This is a genomic window from Gimesia aquarii (assembly GCF_007748195.1).
Classification (GTDB): Bacteria; Planctomycetota; Planctomycetia; order Planctomycetales; family Planctomycetaceae; genus Gimesia; species Gimesia aquarii.
In genome coordinates this window covers 1,592,632-1,609,734 of sequence record NZ_CP037920.1, presented here as the reverse complement: position 1 = coordinate 1,609,734, position 17,103 = coordinate 1,592,632, and the positions used below count along the sequence as shown (strand labels likewise).

Here is a 17,103-nt window from a genome sequence, read left to right as displayed (position 1 = left end):
TTTATCGCTCACTGTAGCCTTGTATCCAAAAATATAGTGTACTATAATCAACCAACATTGATAACGCCTCGAAGGCACCGGGGAGTTTTTCTGACAGACAAAACTCATACACGGTACGCCAAACGAGGCGACTTCGAGCATCTGTGGAATCGCCGAAGAAGTGCTGACCTCATGAGTTGTCTGAAACGAGGAAGTACTGACTCTCACTCAATTTTTTGAGTGGGACTGACAATCTTTTTAACCGGCGAAACGTTGTGGGACAACATTCTTTTCACTCTCTCTTCTTTGGCAAGCCTTTCACATGGAGACCGACCATGCATCATTTAATTCAGACTCTCAACCAGATCTTGAAAGTAAACTCACGTCCAAAACGAGCCCGAATGAAACACCACTCGGAAATCAATCTGATTCCAGCAACGGAAGTACTTGAATCACGCCTCATGCTTACGGTCGTTTCCCTATTTAATAACATAACGGGTGAGCTAACAGTGACAGGTGAGGGAGCAGACTCAATCAACATCGGCGCGGATGGCGTGGGACAAGTTACCGTCAATGGACAAATCATTACTGGATCAATTCAGGCAGCCGATGTAGCAACAATCAATGTCATTGGCGGAAATGACGGTAATGACATTGATTTGTCGGCAGTGACATCAGTGGATTATATTAATCTTTCCACAGTCGTCATAAATGGAGGAAACGGCAACGATGTCATCACCGGCAGCGAATTCGATGAAGAAATTAACGGTGGTAATGGAAACGATACGATTAACGGTGGTGGAGGTCAGGATCTGATCAATGGGGGGAATGGAAATGACAACCTCCAAAGTGGAGATCTTCCTATTGCACCTTCTGATCTGTTTGTAACTCAACAATCGTTTGCCATCGGCGATGATCCACACCTGCTGCGGGCCGGTGATCTCGACGGAGATGGAGACGCCGATCTGGCCATCGCTAACCGCTTCTCAAACAATGTTTCGATTCTGCTGAACGATGGTACGGGAGCGTATGTTTCCGCTGGTACCGTTGCAGTCGGTGCCAGCCCGCAGGATGTCTCGCTCGCTGATCTGGATGGAGACGGTGACCTGGATCTGGCAGTCGCCAATAGCGGCACAACATTTATTTCTGTCCTGTTCAATGATGGAAATGCGGCCTTTGGTTCCCGTGTCGACCTGACGGCGAACAATGAACCGGGAACGGTCATCGCAGCTGACCTGGACGGAGATGGTGATCTGGATCTAGCTGCCACCAACCGCTTGTCAGGAAATGTTTCGCTCTTCTTCAACGATGGCTCTGGAGTATTTGCCCCCGCCGTGAATGTCGGCGCAGGCAACCGCCCCCGCAGTGTGCGGGCCGGTGACCTCGATGGGGATGGAGACCTGGATCTGGTGGTAGCAAACCGCTTCTCCAATGACATGTCGGTCTTACTGAATAACGGAAACGGGACGTTTGCTGCAGCCACCAGTTTTGGTGCAGGTTCCCAACCATTGGATGTGGTACTTAGCGACCTGGATGGAGATGGTGACCTGGATGCCATTGTCGCCAATCTCGGTTCGGCTAACATCTCAGTCCTTTTGAACGATGGCAACGGTTCCTTTGGGGCTGCTACAAACATTGCCACGGGAGCAGGCGCTTTGTCACTGGTCGCGGAAGACTTCGACAAAGATGGAGACGCTGATCTGGCCGTGGTTAACATCACCGCGGGCACGGTTTCTCTACTGTTGAACGACGGCTCAGCAAACTTTGCGGCGCCCGTGAATATCGTCGTCAGTGGTACGCCTCGCGCGATTAACAGCGCTGACGTCGATGGGGATGGAGACATTGATCTTGTCGTGTCACAACAGACCGCCGATGCTGTCGCTGTCATCTTTAATTCGTTTTCAACGGCCGACGACACCATTGTTGGTGGAAATGGAAATGACACTTTGACAGGAGGGCGTGGCCAGGACAATCTGCAGGGTGGGAATGGAGACGATTCTCTCACCGGTGCCGGCGGAGATGACAACTTATTTGGTGGAAATGGTAATGATGCTCTCGATGGTGGCGCAGGAAATGATTCTCTGGATGGATTTAACGGAGATGATACAATCGCAGGTGGATCAGGCAATGACAGCTTGAATGGCGGTAATGGCGATGATTCTCTTGAAGGTGGCACAGGAGACGATTTACTGATTGGCTTTAATGGATCAGACCAGATGGAAGGTGGGGAAGGCGACGACACACTGGAAGGTGGAAACGGTGACGACACGCTTGTCGGAGGGGGAGGCACAGATATTTTGAACGGCGGAAATGGAGATGATCTGCTCATGAGTGGAGATCCAGCATTACCGCCCATCGATCCCACTGACCTGTTCGTAACTCAACAATCGTTTGCCATCGGCGATGATCCACACCTGCTGCGGGCCGGTGATCTCGACGGAGATGGAGACGCCGATCTGGCCATCGCTAACCGCTTCTCAAACAATGTTTCGATTCTGCTGAACGATGGTACGGGAGCGTATGTTTCCGCTGGTACCGTTGCAGTCGGTGCCAGCCCGCAGGATGTCTCGCTCGCTGATCTGGATGGAGACGGTGACCTGGATCTGGCAGTCGCCAATAGCGGCACAACATTTATTTCTGTCCTGTTCAATGATGGAAATGCGGCCTTTGGTTCCCGTGTCGACCTGACGGCGAACAATGAACCGGGAACGGTCATCGCAGCTGACCTGGACGGAGATGGTGATCTGGATCTAGCTGCCACCAACCGCTTGTCAGGAAATGTTTCGCTCTTCTTCAACGATGGCTCTGGAGTATTTGCCCCCGCCGTGAATGTCGGCGCAGGCAACCGCCCCCGCAGTGTGCGGGCCGGTGACCTCGATGGGGATGGAGACCTGGATCTGGTGGTAGCAAACCGCTTCTCCAATGACATGTCGGTCTTACTGAATAACGGAAACGGGACGTTTGCTGCAGCCACCAGTTTTGGTGCAGGTTCCCAACCATTGGATGTGGTACTTAGCGACCTGGATGGAGATGGTGACCTGGATGCCATTGTCGCCAATCTCGGTTCGGCTAACATCTCAGTCCTTTTGAACGATGGCAACGGTTCCTTTGGGGCTGCTACAAACATTGCCACGGGAGCAGGCGCTTTGTCACTGGTCGCGGAAGACTTCGACAAAGATGGAGACGCTGATCTGGCCGTGGTTAACATCACCGCGGGCACGGTTTCTCTACTGTTGAACGACGGCTCAGCAAACTTTGCGGCGCCCGTGAATATCGTCGTCAGTGGTACGCCTCGCGCGATTAACAGCGCTGACGTCGATGGGGATGGAGACATTGATCTTGTCGTGTCACAACAGACCGCCGATGCTGTCGCTGTCATCTTCAATTCATTCCCGCAGATAGCAGGCGACACACTTTCAGGAGGTAACGGAAACGACATTCTTGTAGGTGGTGGAGGTAATGATTCTCTCAGTGGCGGCAATGGAAATGACCTGCTGATTGGAGGGCGTGGCTCTGATATCTTGAATGGAGGGAACGGCGAGGATATTTTAATCGCAGGATCGACCGATCACGATATGAACCAACTCGCACTAATCTCCATTCAAAACGAATGGACCTCAAATCGTAGCTTTGAAACCCGTGTAGCTAATATTAATGGTACCGGCGTTGGCCCTCGACTCAATGATGATTTTTTCCTCAATCTTGATACAGTAACTGATGATGGAGATGACGATTCATTGGCGGGAGACAACGGGAAAGACTGGTTTTTCACAAAGCTGGGTGAGGGTTTGATTGATTTAGAAGCGAATGACCTTCTGACAAGTTTATGATCTGAAAATCGATCAGCTACTTAATCTGAATTCTCTGCCTGCAAAGCATGGAGGCTTTCCAGCAGAGCGTTGAACTCGTCTTTGCAACAGGGGCACTGATGTAAATGATGTTCTACCAATTTCAGTGTATCTGGAACTCTGCCCGAATGGAGCTCGACTTCTGCTAACTCGGATAGCTGCTCATAGCAACTGTCACAATCGAGCTCGTCTGGTTCAACAGATCGGATCATGCCGAGCAAGTTTGTGATGTGTTGTTTGTTTAAAGCCATAACTGATACATTCTTTAGTTTAAGAAAATTTGAAGATCGTCAGCGAAAATCCCTGCTTGTTCAAAGCCTTCACGTAGTTTCATACGCGCGTCGTGAATGAGTTTGTAAACGGCATTCCGATTACTTTCTGTGCGTATCGCAATCTCTTCCACCGGCAAACCATCTAATAATGCACGTACCGCAATTTTCTGTCTGTCGGACAATTGCGTGTCGATCAACTGACCCAGCTTCTGCAAAATGAGCTTCCGATCATGTTCCTCTTCGACAGAACAATGTTCATCGACGGCAACTTGAATCTTCAGACATTGGTCTGCTGAAACACCCTCGAGTGAAACGTCCTGAAAATGTTTTCTACGGAAGCTGCTAATCGCAATGCGCGTGGCAACCGTCATCGCCCAGGTTGTAAAGCGACTACGGCCTTCAAATTGATCAAACGAGTCTATTACCTTCAGAGTCGCCTCTTGTGCCGCATCTTCCACAATCAGCAGCCCACCGGGGCGATGTTTGAGAAATCCTGTCAGTCCACGCACAAGCAGGTTTCGAAGCTCAGCAACCGCCGTTTCACGCTCAGGGCTTTGTTCCTGTAGGCGGGAAATCCAGTGACTATCCTCACGGTTAAATATCACACAACCAACTCCATGAGTCATTAAAAATGAGCGCTGTAAAATTTTGTCACATTACGCGGCTACCGTCTATATTGATCTTCTGCAAACTTCTTCAATTCATTGATTTTCCAGATTCAATTCGGTTTCAACTCTGCTTCGGTGGCCGCTTTGATCTGAAGAGTTTGCGGTGCTTGGATGTAACCAACAACCCGATATTTTTTCCAATCCACTTTCTCAGTTGTTTGCATCATTGTAGAACCTGATGCCGAGGGAGACTTGATCGCTTTAAACAATCGCACCACATTTACATGAGTCAAGTTGCGTCCCTCATTTTCACCGGCGCTTACTTTCCGTTCCGCTGTTTTTTCCACAAGAGCCAGATTAATCTGATCCCCTGCTTTCATTCCTTTGGTCTTCCAGGAGATTTGCAAACCTTCAGTAGCATCTTTAAGCACTAACTGAAGACTGGCGGAAGGAGCTGTTTTAAATGCCGCGAGTATTGCTTCTTGTGCTTGTCTGCGATTTGATCCCACAAATCCTTTTTCTCCGTTGACGATCATCTGTGGCGTATAAACTCTTGATGAACGCAGTGCCCGGGCATAGGCTCTTTGTCGTTCTGTAAACTGGCGCTGGCTGAACGGATCTTTCCAACCAAGATAATTCCAGTAGTCGACGTGAAACGAGAGCGCGTAAATGGGCAATTTATTTTTGTGGGCAATTTCCACAAGACGAGTCAAATTGGCATCCGCGGGAGGGCAACTGCTACACCCCTCTGACGTAAATAATTCCACAACGGCAAACCCTTTTGGAGTCGCTTGTTTTTGCTCAGTGGTTTGAGCCATGGTTTCATTGTCCACCGATTGAAAACAACCGGTTAACACAAACGCAAACAGTAAGGTGACGATCTGAACTTTCAATTGTTGATTCATCACACTCGGTTCCTTTTTAAAACTTGGTATTTTCTGTTCTGAAAAACTCATACTCTTAACTACCGGTGACATGCCTTCCCGTTTCAATTCGTTTTGTAACAATGGTCGTCGGCTGCTTATTTTTTGCGATCGCTTTTGATTGATCGATTGCTTTCACAAAGGGTGCAGGTGTCGCGTAAATACCATCTAACAGGATCGGTTCATTGGGTTTGCCTGCCGGGAAGACCGCGTAAAAAGGAATCGAAGCAGCTGAGTTACCCAACTGACGTAGCAGACGGTCCACTGCCGGGTTAGGCTCTGTTTTATCAGCTCTGAGTGCAATCACGTTTGATTCTCGCAGGGCTGTGGCTACTTCTCTCGTTTCAATCGCAGCCGCTTCATTTGCTTTACAAGTCAAACACCAGTCCGCTGTAAAATCGATAAACACAGGTTTCCCTGCTTTGAGTAAACTTTCCAGTCGCTCAGGTGAGTAAGACTCCCATTGAATTGCCCCCACGGTCTGATTTTCTACAAGAGCAGATTGAGAAACTTCTACATGACTTGAGATGAAACGTTGTGCCGCCCTTTCGAAACGTTGTTGCATCACCCCCTGTAACCAGGTGAAAGAAAGCAATCCAATAACGACCACCATCCCTGCCGCGACAGACCAGGCCTTGAATTGTTTACGCAAGGATTCATGAGCAGGCACGCGGCCTGCATACCAAAGTCCGATTCCCACTCCCAATAGTAACAAAACGGTGGGTACCACAGCGGCAATGGGCATGAAACTCATAAGATAAACAACTGTCGCCAACATGATAAAGCCCATGATCTGCTTGAAGGCGATCATCCAGTTTCCCGGCTTAGGTAAAAAACGAATCATGGAAGGAAATAGCCCAATGATTAGATAGGGACTGGCCATCCCCAGACCAACGGTTGCAAACACACTAAACGTTAAATAGCCTGGCTGAGTGACCGCCCACGCTAAAGCTGCACCAAGAAAGGGGCCGCTGCAGGGCGTCGCCAGTAATGTACTTAACACGCCCTTACTAAATGCACCCTCATAACCTTCTTGGGGAGTCTTGCCCCCCACTGATCCCACAAAGCCAGGTAATGGAATTTCCCAGACTCCCAAAAAACTCAAACCAAAGGCGAAGACAATCGCAGACAGACTGACTGTAAACGCGGTGCTGCTAAATTGTTCTCCCCATCCCAGCCCGGCAAAGACGGCCAACGTAGCAAGTACCATCATGACAGACAGTAAGCCCACTGTATACGAGAGATTCATTAACAAAATACGTTTTCGATCCGAATTGGCCTGCTGAACAAACGAGAGAAGTTTTAATCCGACAACGGGAAGCACACACGGCATAAAATTCAGCAAAAAACCTGCGATGAATGCCAACGGCAAAACAGACCATGCAGACTGTGGCTTTTGCTGGTTGGTGATGTTCAATTCATTAAGTGAAAAGCTTGAATTCTCCTGATCATCTATCGAGCTCATTTCGTCAGAATTATTATCACCCATTGTTTGCTTTAAGCTGAGATCCATTGCCGCTGTTTCTTGTTGCGTTGTTAGGGGATGACTAGTGCCTGCTAGTTGTACCTGAAAGGGAGTCGTCGTCGGAGCAAAACAACGATCTTTTTCACAAGCCTGCGAAAAGAGTGTACCAATGATAAAAGTGGCTGCATTTGAATCTTTAAGTTGAATGCGTGATCGCCAGGAAACAGTTCCTTCATGCTCATGTAACTCGACTCCCAGTTTTTCGTGTTTCATTAGAACCGGTTCTTTCGAGGGAACGAACGGCCCTGCTGAGCGAATTTGATTGTCTGGTTTCAGAGTAATCTTCGTTGCTAAAAAAGGTTTTGGCTGAGATTGTGCATAAATGTGTAAGCCCGGTTGTATCTTTGCGGTGATCACCAATTCTGCTTCATCAGGAGCCACTCTTGATACCTGTGCAGAGATTTCAACTTGTTGAGGGTTGTCCTGCTCTTGTGCGATCGAACTGACAAAAGGCAAGAACAAGAAACCGCAGAGAACAAAGTAAAAGAGTGACTTAGTAAACATGATGACATTCTTTCGTCTTGTTTGGGCCATTTATGTATGAAAAGGGAGAAAGAGGAGCCGAGACTCATAGTAAGAAACGGCTCCATTGAGCTTCTTTCGAGAAACGATTGAGAAAGAAAGCCTCTAGTTGATTACTTTCAACGAAGTTGGTTTCAACCAGGAAATCTTACCAAGTGATTTAATGACCTGGCCTTTGACCTGGAGTTGTTGTCCCTGAAAGCGAGCTGCATAAATCTTGGGGTAAAGCTTGTGTGCCTCTTCGACCACAATGACGCGGCCTCCACTAGCGTTGATTGCCAAACCTAATTCATCCGGGCTGCCAATGGGAGTGACACCATGTTCGCAACCAGCACATGTCGACTTACCAGCGAAGCTTTCTAATGTTTTGCCGGGTTGATTCGTTCTGAAGCTGATTTGTTGTGTCTCTTGTTTCATTCCTGCAAGTGCGTAAAAGTCAGGTGCTCTCCGAAATTCTGCTTGCTCTCTTACTGAGGGAAAGAGGTATCGAAATCCGTTGTGAATTTCGGTAAATCTGGTGTTACCGAGCACACGTTTATTAACTTTTTTATAACAAACAACACACAGCCCATTGGCGGCTAAGTCTGTGTCAATAAAAGCAAATGGGTCGGCAAGGAAGGTTTTCTTTTCACTCTCGCCTGGAAAGAGATAGAGCCGATTCTTGTAAATGGCAACATGATCAATGTTTCCGGGAACCCGTTTTTTAAGTTTTTTATAACAGACAGTACAGTCGCCTGCTAAAGCGGGTACATATTTGACAGGATTTTGATCAAACTTTCGTTTAATCGCAAGGTTTGGGAAAAAATAAGTCACGTTATCATAGGTCGAGTGAAATTCACGTCGTCCGCGTTCCCATTTTCGCGCCTCGAGCACACACACGGGACAATAACCTTTCAAGCCGACTTTGTGTCCGGGAGTATGATCTGCTTGAGACACTTGAGAGAATGCGGGGCTCATCAATAATGTGACGACGAAAGTGGCGAACAGGGATCTGCGAGAGATTTTTGTAGACATGAAACTTTCCTTCTCGACTAAAAAATTGGGAAAACGACAACCAGAGAGTTTGGTTGATGACCTGGGTTATGATCATGAGACGCAGGTTCTCGCAGGTGTCTTACCAAAAGAAATGGAAAGTTTTTTCTGAATGTAAGATGAATCACAAATTGTGTTTATGAAAAGTGAACCATTTCACAAATCGGGCGCGAATTTGTGAGAAAAGATACAAAGTATCTTCAGAGAATGTGGAGGACTCGGTTTTCAGTCTATTGAACGTACGGAATGTCAATCCACCTTTCATCACCCGAAAGCTCCAAAGGAACAGGTGCATCGGACTGATATTCTGGAGACGAACTTGAGACGTGCGACATTGTTTCCGGAGTTCCTTGTGAACGGGCCAGAGAGTCGGCTGAATTACCGAAATCGTCTGTTCGAGAATCACTGGCACCCGCATCACGCAGGATCTGTACGGTCGACGTGCGACCGGCGAGCGCAGCAAACATGATGGCAGACTGGTTAACCGTGTTTGCAGCCGTGGGACTCGCTCCCGCATCGAGCAATTGCCGCAAAGCAACATCATGACCTTTGAAGGCAGCCGCAGAGACGGCGGTAAGGCCCATCCGATTACGGGCTTCTATTTCAATTTCTTGATGAGTAAGTAGTGTTGCGATGACTCTGTCGCTGCCATGATAAGCGGCAACGGTTAAGAGTGTATCACCACGTTCGCTGCGAACGTTCGGCGTAAAGCCTTCTAAAAGGTATTCGCTTATTGTCTTCATGTCGTTATCACGCGCGGCCTGAAACACAACTTTGATGAGCGCTGCTTCGCTCTGTGCATCCAGTCGCACGCCTGATTTTCCTTGAAGGGGAGGTGATGCTGGAGTAGGAAGCGTGGCATAAGTGATGAGAATAATGGTCAGCAGTAAGGCAGTGCAGACGGAACAATATTTCAACATGCGGCGTATCATTTTCTACCCATTCTTTTAGAAACCGTCCAGATGACGATATTATGGTTATTGGAAATTTGTTTAAAAGGACTGGGGCTTAAAGCCCCAGTCACGTTACCTGCTCTTGGTTTCAACACCGACCAATGAAAAGGGCTCATCATTGTTTCACCTGACTCACAGCTGATGTGGCAGGCAATTCCGTTACCATCGATCGGCCATTGAGATTCACGACCTCTCCCGCCGAAGCAGTTAACGGTGTCGCATTCAGATCGTCTGCCATTCGCATTCTGATGGTTGCCTGTTTGAATGTATGCGACTTGTGAGGCATCAACGTATATTGACGACTCCACTGAGAAGCAGATGTCTTCACCTGATACCGCAAAGGTTTCGTCGTCGTATTGCGGACCACGACCCGGTCATTCGCATTCGGCTGATTTTTCAGAGCGATTGTCTGCCAACGCGTCGGCTCCACATCACGATTCAATTCCACCATACGTTTCACATCCTGCATGGATTCACCAACTGCCGAAGTGACGCGTTTGCAATAATCCAGATCCGCTTCATGCAGAAAGCTCAGGATTCGCAGCTTTACCTGACGGTTAGCGACTTTGCCAAGATCACCGGCAAAATTCTTGACCAGGCCTGCCTGCTCTTCGTCCGAAAACGAACGATACAACTCTCCCACCTGGCGAAAATTCAAAGTTTTATCGACGCGCTGTTGCTGAACCTGACCATTAAGAGGAGCCAGACTGTATTTCGCAGCCGGAACTTCGCGATACGATCCAGTAGCAACACTCGGTTGATAATTCACGTCAGTATCGATTTCCCCCATATTCAATGCACCATCCTGATTGATATTGCTCACGGCAACACGCGGACGATTGATCGGGAGCGAGAGATAATTCGCACCAATTCGATAGCGTTGCGTATCCGCATACGAGAACAGCCGCCCCTGAAGCAGACGATCCTCGGAAGGCTCAATGCCAGGCACGACCATTCCGGGTGAAAACGCAACCTGCTCTGTGGCCTGGAAGAAGTTGGTTGGAGTACGATTCAACGTCATCTTACCAACTTTTACTTCTGGTATGTCAGGCCAAACCTTGGTCGCATCGAGCGGGTCAAAATCGAAGTCATTAAGCTGCGAAGGCTTCAGCATTTGAACGCTCAACTCCCATTCTGGAAATTCACCTCTCCCAATGGCGTCATAGAGGTCAGCGCTATGCCCACTATGATTCACCGCAGATGCCTTCGCTGCGTCCATTGCCGATGAGGGATTATGCCCCTGTAAACTATTCCATTTAAATTTAACATATGTAACGTCCCCCGCTTGATTTACCCATTTGAAAGCGTGAACACCGAAGCCATCCATTTGTCGCAAGTTGGTCGGAGTTCCCTGATCAGAATACAGAAACGTCAGCATATGCATGCTCTCGGGCACATGACTGAAGAAGTCAAAGAATCGATTGGGATCTTGTTGATTCGTGATCGGAGAAGGCTTGAGTGAATGCACCATGTCGGGGAATTTGATGGCATCGCGAATGAAGAAAACGGGCAGGTTATTACCAACCAGGTCCCAGTTGCCTTCGTCCGTGTAAAACTTCACGGCAAAGCCACGTGGATCACGCAATTGTTCCGGAGAACCCTTCGAATGAATCACCGTTGAGAACCGGACAAATACGGGTGTCACTTTATCGTTTGCGGAGAAAAGACTCGCCCTGGTGTGTTCTGAAAAATTACCGTAGCTGACAAACTCCCCGTGCACCCCGACTCCGCGTGCGTGAACAACGCGTTCGGGAATTCGTTCACGGTCGAAGCGCGACAGCTTCTGAATCAGATGAAAATTATCGAGCAGAACTCCACCATGTGGTCCCGCCGTACGAGAATTCTGATTGTCGCCCACAGGCTGGCCGCCATCTTCTGTCAGGGGCATTCGCTCCTGTGACAGGCCACTTGCAACCAGCATTGGCACTAAAGCACCTGTGAATAAAATCTGCCGAATTTTCATGTTTGCTCCCTGTTTTTGTAGTGAAATTCAAATGTGTTTCCCACAGACACCGTGGAAATCGATCTTCGGACTATCAAAGTATCGGGCAAGATGATATATTTGTCCAATGCATTAAATGAATACATTTCATGCATAATACGCATCACATACTGACCCTCTCAACTCAGAGCTCAAGCAAGAGTACAAACATGGAAATCGAACAACTGCGACAGTTCCTCGCCGTGGCCGAGCATCAGAATTTTACGCGTGCTGCGGAAATGATCGGCTTGTCGCAACCAGCATTGAGCCGATCTATCGCGCGACTGGAAGAGGAACTGGGGCAACCTGTCTTTGAACGACAGACCCGTAAGGTCAAACTGACTGACGCCGGTCAGCTTCTGCTCCGCAGAGCGCAGCAGTTAATTGGTCTTGTCGATGATACGATCGCTGAAATCTCTGATGATGGTGAAAGTGGTCGCATTCGGATCGCAGCCATCCCCACAATTGCGCCGTTCTACTTACCAGAGATACTGAAGACGTTTGCCGCCGCGCATCCAGGCGCAACCGTGACAGTTCAAGAAGACACCACCGACCACCTGCTGAAACGTTGTACTCAGGGCGAAATCGATCTAGCCATCCTGGCACTACCGATCACAGTCAAATACCTGGAAATCGAGCCCCTCTTTGACGAAGAACTTCAGATCGTACTGGCTCCCGATCATTCGCTGGCGAAGAAGAAGCAGCTTCGACTCACGGATATCGAACCTTTGCCGTTTGTCTTGCTGGACGAAGCGCATTGTCTGTCTGACAACATTCAGACGTTTTGCCGGCAACGATCTTTTGATCCGGTATCCGTCGAACGCACGAGTCAACTGGCAATGGTTCAGGAACTGGTTTCGCTCAATCATGGGGTCTCGATGGTTCCCGCTATGGCGGTGAACCTGGATGAGAGCGATCGACGCATCTATCGCTCAATCGCCGGCAATAAGCCGACGCGTACCATCGCGATGGTCTGGAATCCCTATCGATTCCAAAGTCAGTTACTGGAGAAGTTTAAAGCATTGGTACGTAATTCAGTCTGAAGGAATCAGGCCCAATTTGACCATTTCTACTTTGAATATAGTTCTGTCTTTTAAAAAAAGTTGCGTTTGGCGTAGCAAGTAAAATGAGCTTAATGTAAAGAACTGTTTTTATCCGAAACCAAAGTCTCGTCATTCTGTTTCGATGGCTGGGAGGCAGACTGAAAATGTGCCTCGATCCGTCGGTCGGGAAGCATCCAAATAAACGCGACTGCGATGTAAATCAGGATGGCAATAAACGGAGCATAAAAGGCAGTGATTCCACCAACTGCGTAAGCAATCAGTGACGTCATCCCTTTAAGATCGCGACCGATTACTTGTTTTAACTGCGAACTGGAACCCTCTACTCGAATAATCGAAGACTGCAGAATACGATAGGAAATCGCGGCAAATAGCAACACCACTCCATAAATTGCTGATGGTAAAGCCGCATAATTACTTGTTCTTAACCAATTCGTTGTGAAAGGGATCAAGGACAACCAGAATAACAAATGCAGATTCGCCCAAAGAACAACACCATTGATAGACGTGGCGATTTGCAGCATATGATGATGATTCATCCAATAAATGCCTAGATACAAAAAGCTCATCAAGTAGGTCAGAATGGAAGGCATCACCACCAATAGACCGAATAATCCAGTATCTTGAGGAGCTTTGATGTCGAACACCATCACTGTAATGATGATTGCAATCACGCCATCACTAAATGCCTCAAGTCTTGTTTTAATCATATATTGAAAACTCACTCTTAGAAGCGATTTGAATTCGTAACAGCCTTGCTCGATTCGGCAACTGTTGTTATTGAAATGCCTTAGTTGTCAAGTTCAGCAGACTACTTAAGATACAAATAGTTGGTGCCAATCAATGTAAATATTGTATTCAGAAATCAAGTTATTCTTGATTTTAAACACATCGCAGAACGGCACTGTTAGCAGCGACCCATCGAGTCGTTTATATGTGACGGTTCCACGATAAACGGCTGAGTTGTTGACAGCAAAATCATCAATAATATTGTGTTTAATTGATTGAATCTGTGCATACAGATTATCAAAGACTTCAGTAATCGCAGCATGCCCTCTGACAGGGGTTGCATTACCCGGTTGAAGAATACAATCTTCATCAAGGAAATCGATCACATTTTTTGTGACCATAGTGTCGATCGCAGGGGAAAGCCCATCAATGAACTGATACTGCTTCATAGTTTCTCTTTAGTACTTGAGTATTAAGTGATTAAACCAAATCAAAAATCATAATCTCAGCATTAGATATCGCAGTAATGGCAAGTGTAGGTTCTTCACTGAGCGCGGCCGCGTCACTCGTATCCAACACTATGCCATTAAGCTCTATCGCACCGCGCAAGACTTGAATCCAATTGTGGCGTTCTTCAGCAAGTGGCATTGTTAAAATTTCGCCTGCTGTCAGCTTGCTGAGATAAACTCTCGCGTCGGCATGAATCGTCAGAGACGATTTTTCACCAGTTGGTGAAGCCACGAGACAAAATTGGTTATTCAACTGGTGATCGGGAAACTGTTTCTGTTCATAGCTGGGGCTCAGGTCTGTCTGAGACGGAATCAACCAAATCTGGTAAAAATGGACCGGTTTTTCAACCGACGGATTAAATTCACTGTGTTCAATACCAGTTCCAGCAGAAATACGTTGAAACTCGCCTGGCTGTAAGATTGCTCCGTTTCCCATCGAGTCTTTATGTTCTAACGCTCCTGCCAACACATAGGAAATAATCTCCATGTTTTCATGTGCATGAGTTCCAAAGCCTTGTCCGGGAGCAACTCGATCTTCGTTCATCACACGCAACGACCGAAATCCCATATGGTCGGGATCGTAGTATGATGCGAACGAAAAAGTATGATAACTGTTGAGCCAACCATGATCGGCGTGACCGCGATCATGGGCTTTACGAATCGTAATCATTAATATCTATTCCTTAATGGTTGAGATCAAATACCGCAGCCACAACCAGTCTCCCAAACTCGGCCATCTGCCCCCATAATTGGTTGATGCTTGTGTCGTGGAGGAGTTACGTTCGAATTGTCATAGCCCCCGAATCGAGTAACAGGTGACCAGCCGGGGCTCACTTTCGGCAATGCCGGTGCTAGCTTTCCATACTCTTTAGAGCCATGTACAACACGTCCGCCAACAATCGTTAAAACACTTTCTAGTTCACGAATTCGATCGGGCTCCACAGTAAAATAATCATCAGATAATACAGCCAAATCTGCGAAGTAACCTTGAGACAGGATCCCTTTCTTATCATCTTCTTTACTGAACCAGGGAGTTCCGTGTGTATAAAGTTTGAGCGCCTCTTCCCGACTGAGCCGATCACCGGGATCGTGCATTACAGTTCCGCCAACTGTCTTAGAAGTGACCATCCACCAAATACATGTCCACGGGTGATAGCTCGCGACGCGCGTCCCATCAGTTCCAGCTCCCACGGGCAATCCCATTTGCAGCATTTTTCTGATGGGTGGCTTTCGTTTCACTTCTTCGGCTCCATAGCGTCTCAGGAAATATTCACCCTGATACGCCATCCGATGTTGAATCGCGATGCCACCACCTAAAGCGGCGATTCGTTCCATATTTTTTTCAGATATTGTTTCAGCATGGTCTATAAACCAACGCAGCTTGTCGATCGGTCGGTCACGATGAACACGCTCAAAAATGTTTAGAAATCGAGTTATCGATTCGTCATAAGTAGCATGAATTCGCCAAGGCCAATTAGCATCAGCTAACTTATGGACGATCGCTTCAAGTTCGGATTCCATTGTGGGTTTTAGATCGGGGCGCGGCTGAAGGAAATTTTCGAAGTCTGCTGCAGCCCATAGTAAATTTTCTCCTGCACCGTTGACGCGTAGCTTGTCGCTGCCTTCGCCTGGTTTTGTCATGCCGATCCAGCGACTGTAGTCAGCCATTTCCTGACCGGGTTTTTGTGCAAATAGACTATAGGCTATTCGAACTGTCAGATCGCCATCGTCATCAAGCTGTTTGATGACTGCGTAATCGTCGGGATAATTCTGACCACCACCACCTGCATCGGAAGCACTGGTCACACCGAACCGATTTAGTTCCCGCATAAAATGACGTGATGAATTGACTTGATCTTCAAAGCCTAACTTCGGCGCGTTAGCAATTGCAGAGTAGAGTACTAGCGCATTCGGTTCGGCAACAAGCATACCCGTTGGATTTCCTGCCCTGTCGCGGGCAATCAAACCACCAGACGGGTTCGGTGTGGACTTGTCAAACCCCAGTGCTCTTAAGGCTGCTTTGTTCAACAAAGCGGAATCATAAAGGTGTAACAAAAAAACGGGCGTCTCTGGAGCCGCTTTGTTGATCTCTTCTAATGTTGGCATTCGACCTTCGGCAAACTGCCACTCATTCCAACCACCAATCACGCGAACCCATTGAGGTGGAGGCGTGTTATCCGCTTGTACCTTCAACTGCTTAAGTGCCTGTGCGATTGTCGGCACGCCATCCCAACGAAGCTCCAGATTGTAATATAAACCACCTCGAATGACATGCAGATGAGAATCATTCAGACCAGGGATCACGCGCCGACCATTGAGATTAATCTTCCGAGTCGCGTTTCCCGCAAGTTTCAGTATGTTGTCATTGCTACCGATTGCGGCGACAACTCCGCCCGTAATCGCAATCGCATTCACTTCCGGATGCGTTTTATCTCCTGTTGTGATTTTGCCACTATGCAGAATTAATTCCGGTTCGGCAACATCGTTGTTCTGTGTATGAGCAAGCTGTGGCAGTCCAACACATGCTGCAGCTCCCACAGCTACGGATGTCTTCTGTAAAAAATCGCGTCGAGTTGTATTCATTGCTCTCTACTTTGTAACCAGGGTCGGAATAATCGAGTGAGGGCAGGCATCACAAGCCATGCAAGTGTAACGACAACACAGATATTGATGACTGCCATAACTAAGATGGGGTGTAGGATGGTTAGGCGAGGCATCAGCAATCGGGACCAAATGAAAACGACTGGAAATACACCCAGCCAGGTGATAAAAGCCATCTTCCAACGTGGCGGCTGTTTTGTGTTTTCATTTCGAAAAAACGCTTCTAGTCCATGCAGTTGCCGATGCACTGCTTCACCTTCTACTAAATCTGCGACTTCGGATTGCCAATTGGCAAATAGATCCGAGGCGTAAAACTCTTTCATATCTTGTTCATTGTTGAATGAACGTAGAATACCGTACTCACGCGGGCGACAAGCGGCCGTTGGACGCAGAAGGTGCGCCCCCGTCGTACCATAGTGCTTCATCGAACGCGCAACGAACCGTTTGATCGCTTCTTCAAACTCCACTTCTTTGCCTTCGCGCACGACTCGCGTGATTGCGCAGTGAATACCATTTTGCGATGAAGAGGATGGCGATTTTTCGGATAGGTCATTCATAGT

15 protein-coding genes are annotated in these 17,103 nt (G+C 47.8%); 3 read left to right on the top strand and 12 right to left on the bottom strand.

What is annotated here, in order from left to right; translation table 11 throughout:
• Positions 1 to 314 precede the first annotated feature (314 nt).
• Positions 315 to 3,809, top strand: coding sequence for an FG-GAP-like repeat-containing protein (locus tag V144x_RS06635; RefSeq protein WP_144983193.1), 3,495 nt, complete (start codon positions 315 to 317; stop codon positions 3,807 to 3,809).
• A 20-nt stretch (positions 3,810 to 3,829) separates the two neighbouring features.
• Here the strand turns inward: V144x_RS06635 and V144x_RS06630 are convergent, their stop codons facing one another.
• From V144x_RS06630 to V144x_RS06610, 5 genes are all read right to left on the bottom strand, one after another.
• Positions 3,830 to 4,078, bottom strand: coding sequence for an anti-sigma factor (locus V144x_RS06630; RefSeq protein ID WP_144983190.1), 249 nt, complete (start codon positions 4,076 to 4,078; stop codon positions 3,830 to 3,832).
• Positions 4,079 to 4,092: 14 nt separating this feature from the next.
• Entirely contained in the window at positions 4,093 to 4,704 is a 612-nt protein-coding gene (locus tag V144x_RS06625) for an RNA polymerase sigma factor (RefSeq protein ID WP_197998793.1), read from the bottom strand.
• A gap of 113 nt (positions 4,705 to 4,817) precedes the next feature.
• A complete protein-coding gene (locus V144x_RS06620) occupies positions 4,818 to 5,612 on the bottom strand; it encodes a DUF1223 domain-containing protein (RefSeq protein ID WP_197998792.1) in 795 nt (264 codons plus the stop codon).
• A gap of 55 nt (positions 5,613 to 5,667) precedes the next feature.
• Positions 5,668 to 7,659 (bottom strand): protein-disulfide reductase DsbD family protein, encoded by a 1,992-nt coding sequence (locus tag V144x_RS06615; RefSeq protein WP_197998791.1) that lies wholly within the window; start codon positions 7,657 to 7,659, stop codon positions 5,668 to 5,670.
• Between the two features lie 123 nt (positions 7,660 to 7,782).
• A complete protein-coding gene (locus V144x_RS06610; RefSeq protein ID WP_144983178.1) occupies positions 7,783 to 8,691 on the bottom strand; it encodes a hypothetical protein in 909 nt (302 codons plus the stop codon).
• On the opposite strand from V144x_RS06610, the gene V144x_RS28890 reads away from it, so the two are divergent.
• Positions 8,690 to 8,821: a hypothetical protein gene (locus tag V144x_RS28890; protein ID WP_261343659.1), complete on the top strand. Its 132-nt coding sequence runs from the start codon at positions 8,690 to 8,692 to the stop codon at positions 8,819 to 8,821. The genes V144x_RS06610 and V144x_RS28890 overlap by 2 nt on opposite strands.
• Positions 8,822 to 8,939: 118 nt before the next feature.
• Here the strand turns inward: V144x_RS28890 and V144x_RS06605 are convergent, their stop codons facing one another.
• Positions 8,940 to 9,641 carry an ankyrin repeat domain-containing protein gene (locus V144x_RS06605; RefSeq protein ID WP_144983175.1) on the bottom strand — a complete coding sequence of 234 codons (702 nt, stop codon included), beginning with the start codon at positions 9,639 to 9,641 and terminating at the stop codon, positions 8,940 to 8,942.
• A gap of 136 nt (positions 9,642 to 9,777) precedes the next feature.
• Positions 9,778 to 11,625 (bottom strand): catalase, encoded by a 1,848-nt coding sequence (locus V144x_RS06600; RefSeq protein WP_144983172.1) that lies wholly within the window; start codon positions 11,623 to 11,625, stop codon positions 9,778 to 9,780.
• Positions 11,626 to 11,813: 188 nt separating this feature from the next.
• Between V144x_RS06600 and V144x_RS06595 the strand changes: the two genes are divergently transcribed.
• A complete protein-coding gene (locus V144x_RS06595) occupies positions 11,814 to 12,686 on the top strand; it encodes a LysR family transcriptional regulator (RefSeq protein ID WP_144983170.1) in 873 nt (290 codons plus the stop codon).
• An 89-nt stretch (positions 12,687 to 12,775) separates the two neighbouring features.
• On the opposite strand, the gene V144x_RS06590 is transcribed toward V144x_RS06595, so the two are convergent.
• The 5 genes from V144x_RS06590 to V144x_RS06570 all read right to left on the bottom strand — a co-directional run bounded on the left by V144x_RS06590 (position 12,776) and on the right by V144x_RS06570 (position 17,100).
• Complete coding sequence (locus tag V144x_RS06590) at positions 12,776 to 13,414, bottom strand: TMEM175 family protein (protein WP_144983167.1); 639 nt, start codon at positions 13,412 to 13,414, stop codon at positions 12,776 to 12,778.
• A gap of 105 nt (positions 13,415 to 13,519) precedes the next feature.
• Positions 13,520 to 13,882 (bottom strand): nuclear transport factor 2 family protein, encoded by a 363-nt coding sequence (locus V144x_RS06585; RefSeq protein ID WP_144983164.1) that lies wholly within the window; start codon positions 13,880 to 13,882, stop codon positions 13,520 to 13,522.
• Between the two features lie 31 nt (positions 13,883 to 13,913).
• Positions 13,914 to 14,612, bottom strand: coding sequence for a pirin family protein (locus tag V144x_RS06580; RefSeq protein WP_144983160.1), 699 nt, complete (start codon positions 14,610 to 14,612; stop codon positions 13,914 to 13,916).
• Positions 14,613 to 14,638: 26 nt separating this feature from the next.
• Complete coding sequence (locus V144x_RS06575) at positions 14,639 to 16,525, bottom strand: amidohydrolase (RefSeq protein ID WP_144983157.1); 1,887 nt, start codon at positions 16,523 to 16,525, stop codon at positions 14,639 to 14,641.
• Positions 16,522 to 17,100, bottom strand: coding sequence for an antibiotic biosynthesis monooxygenase (locus V144x_RS06570; RefSeq protein ID WP_144983154.1), 579 nt, complete (start codon positions 17,098 to 17,100; stop codon positions 16,522 to 16,524). Before V144x_RS06570 ends, V144x_RS06575 begins: the two co-directional genes overlap by 4 nt.
• Positions 17,101 to 17,103: the final 3 nt, after the last annotated feature.

Excerpts from the sequence above, each read along its gene's own strand:
- V144x_RS06580 (WP_144983160.1), bottom strand. The coding sequence starts at position 14,612 with ATGATTACGATTCGTAAAGCCCATGATCGCGGTCACGCCGATCATGGT.
- V144x_RS06605 (WP_144983175.1), bottom strand. The coding sequence starts at position 9,641 with ATGATACGCCGCATGTTGAAATATTGTTCCGTCTGCACTGCCTTACTG.
- V144x_RS06585 (WP_144983164.1), bottom strand. The coding sequence starts at position 13,882 with ATGAAGCAGTATCAGTTCATTGATGGGCTTTCCCCTGCGATCGACACT.
- V144x_RS06570 (WP_144983154.1), bottom strand. The coding sequence starts at position 17,100 with ATGAATGACCTATCCGAAAAATCGCCATCCTCTTCATCGCAAAATGGT.
- V144x_RS06620 (WP_197998792.1), bottom strand. The coding sequence starts at position 5,612 with ATGAATCAACAATTGAAAGTTCAGATCGTCACCTTACTGTTTGCGTTT.
- V144x_RS06575 (WP_144983157.1), bottom strand. The coding sequence starts at position 16,525 with ATGAATACAACTCGACGCGATTTTTTACAGAAGACATCCGTAGCTGTG.
- V144x_RS06615 (WP_197998791.1), bottom strand. The coding sequence starts at position 7,659 with ATGTTTACTAAGTCACTCTTTTACTTTGTTCTCTGCGGTTTCTTGTTC.
- V144x_RS06610 (WP_144983178.1), bottom strand. The coding sequence starts at position 8,691 with ATGTCTACAAAAATCTCTCGCAGATCCCTGTTCGCCACTTTCGTCGTC.
- V144x_RS28890 (WP_261343659.1), top strand. The coding sequence starts at position 8,690 with ATGAAACTTTCCTTCTCGACTAAAAAATTGGGAAAACGACAACCAGAG.
- V144x_RS06595 (WP_144983170.1), top strand. The coding sequence starts at position 11,814 with ATGGAAATCGAACAACTGCGACAGTTCCTCGCCGTGGCCGAGCATCAG.
- V144x_RS06635 (WP_144983193.1), top strand. The coding sequence starts at position 315 with ATGCATCATTTAATTCAGACTCTCAACCAGATCTTGAAAGTAAACTCA.
- V144x_RS06630 (WP_144983190.1), bottom strand. The coding sequence starts at position 4,078 with ATGGCTTTAAACAAACAACACATCACAAACTTGCTCGGCATGATCCGA.
- V144x_RS06590 (WP_144983167.1), bottom strand. The coding sequence starts at position 13,414 with ATGATTAAAACAAGACTTGAGGCATTTAGTGATGGCGTGATTGCAATC.
- V144x_RS06600 (WP_144983172.1), bottom strand. The coding sequence starts at position 11,625 with ATGAAAATTCGGCAGATTTTATTCACAGGTGCTTTAGTGCCAATGCTG.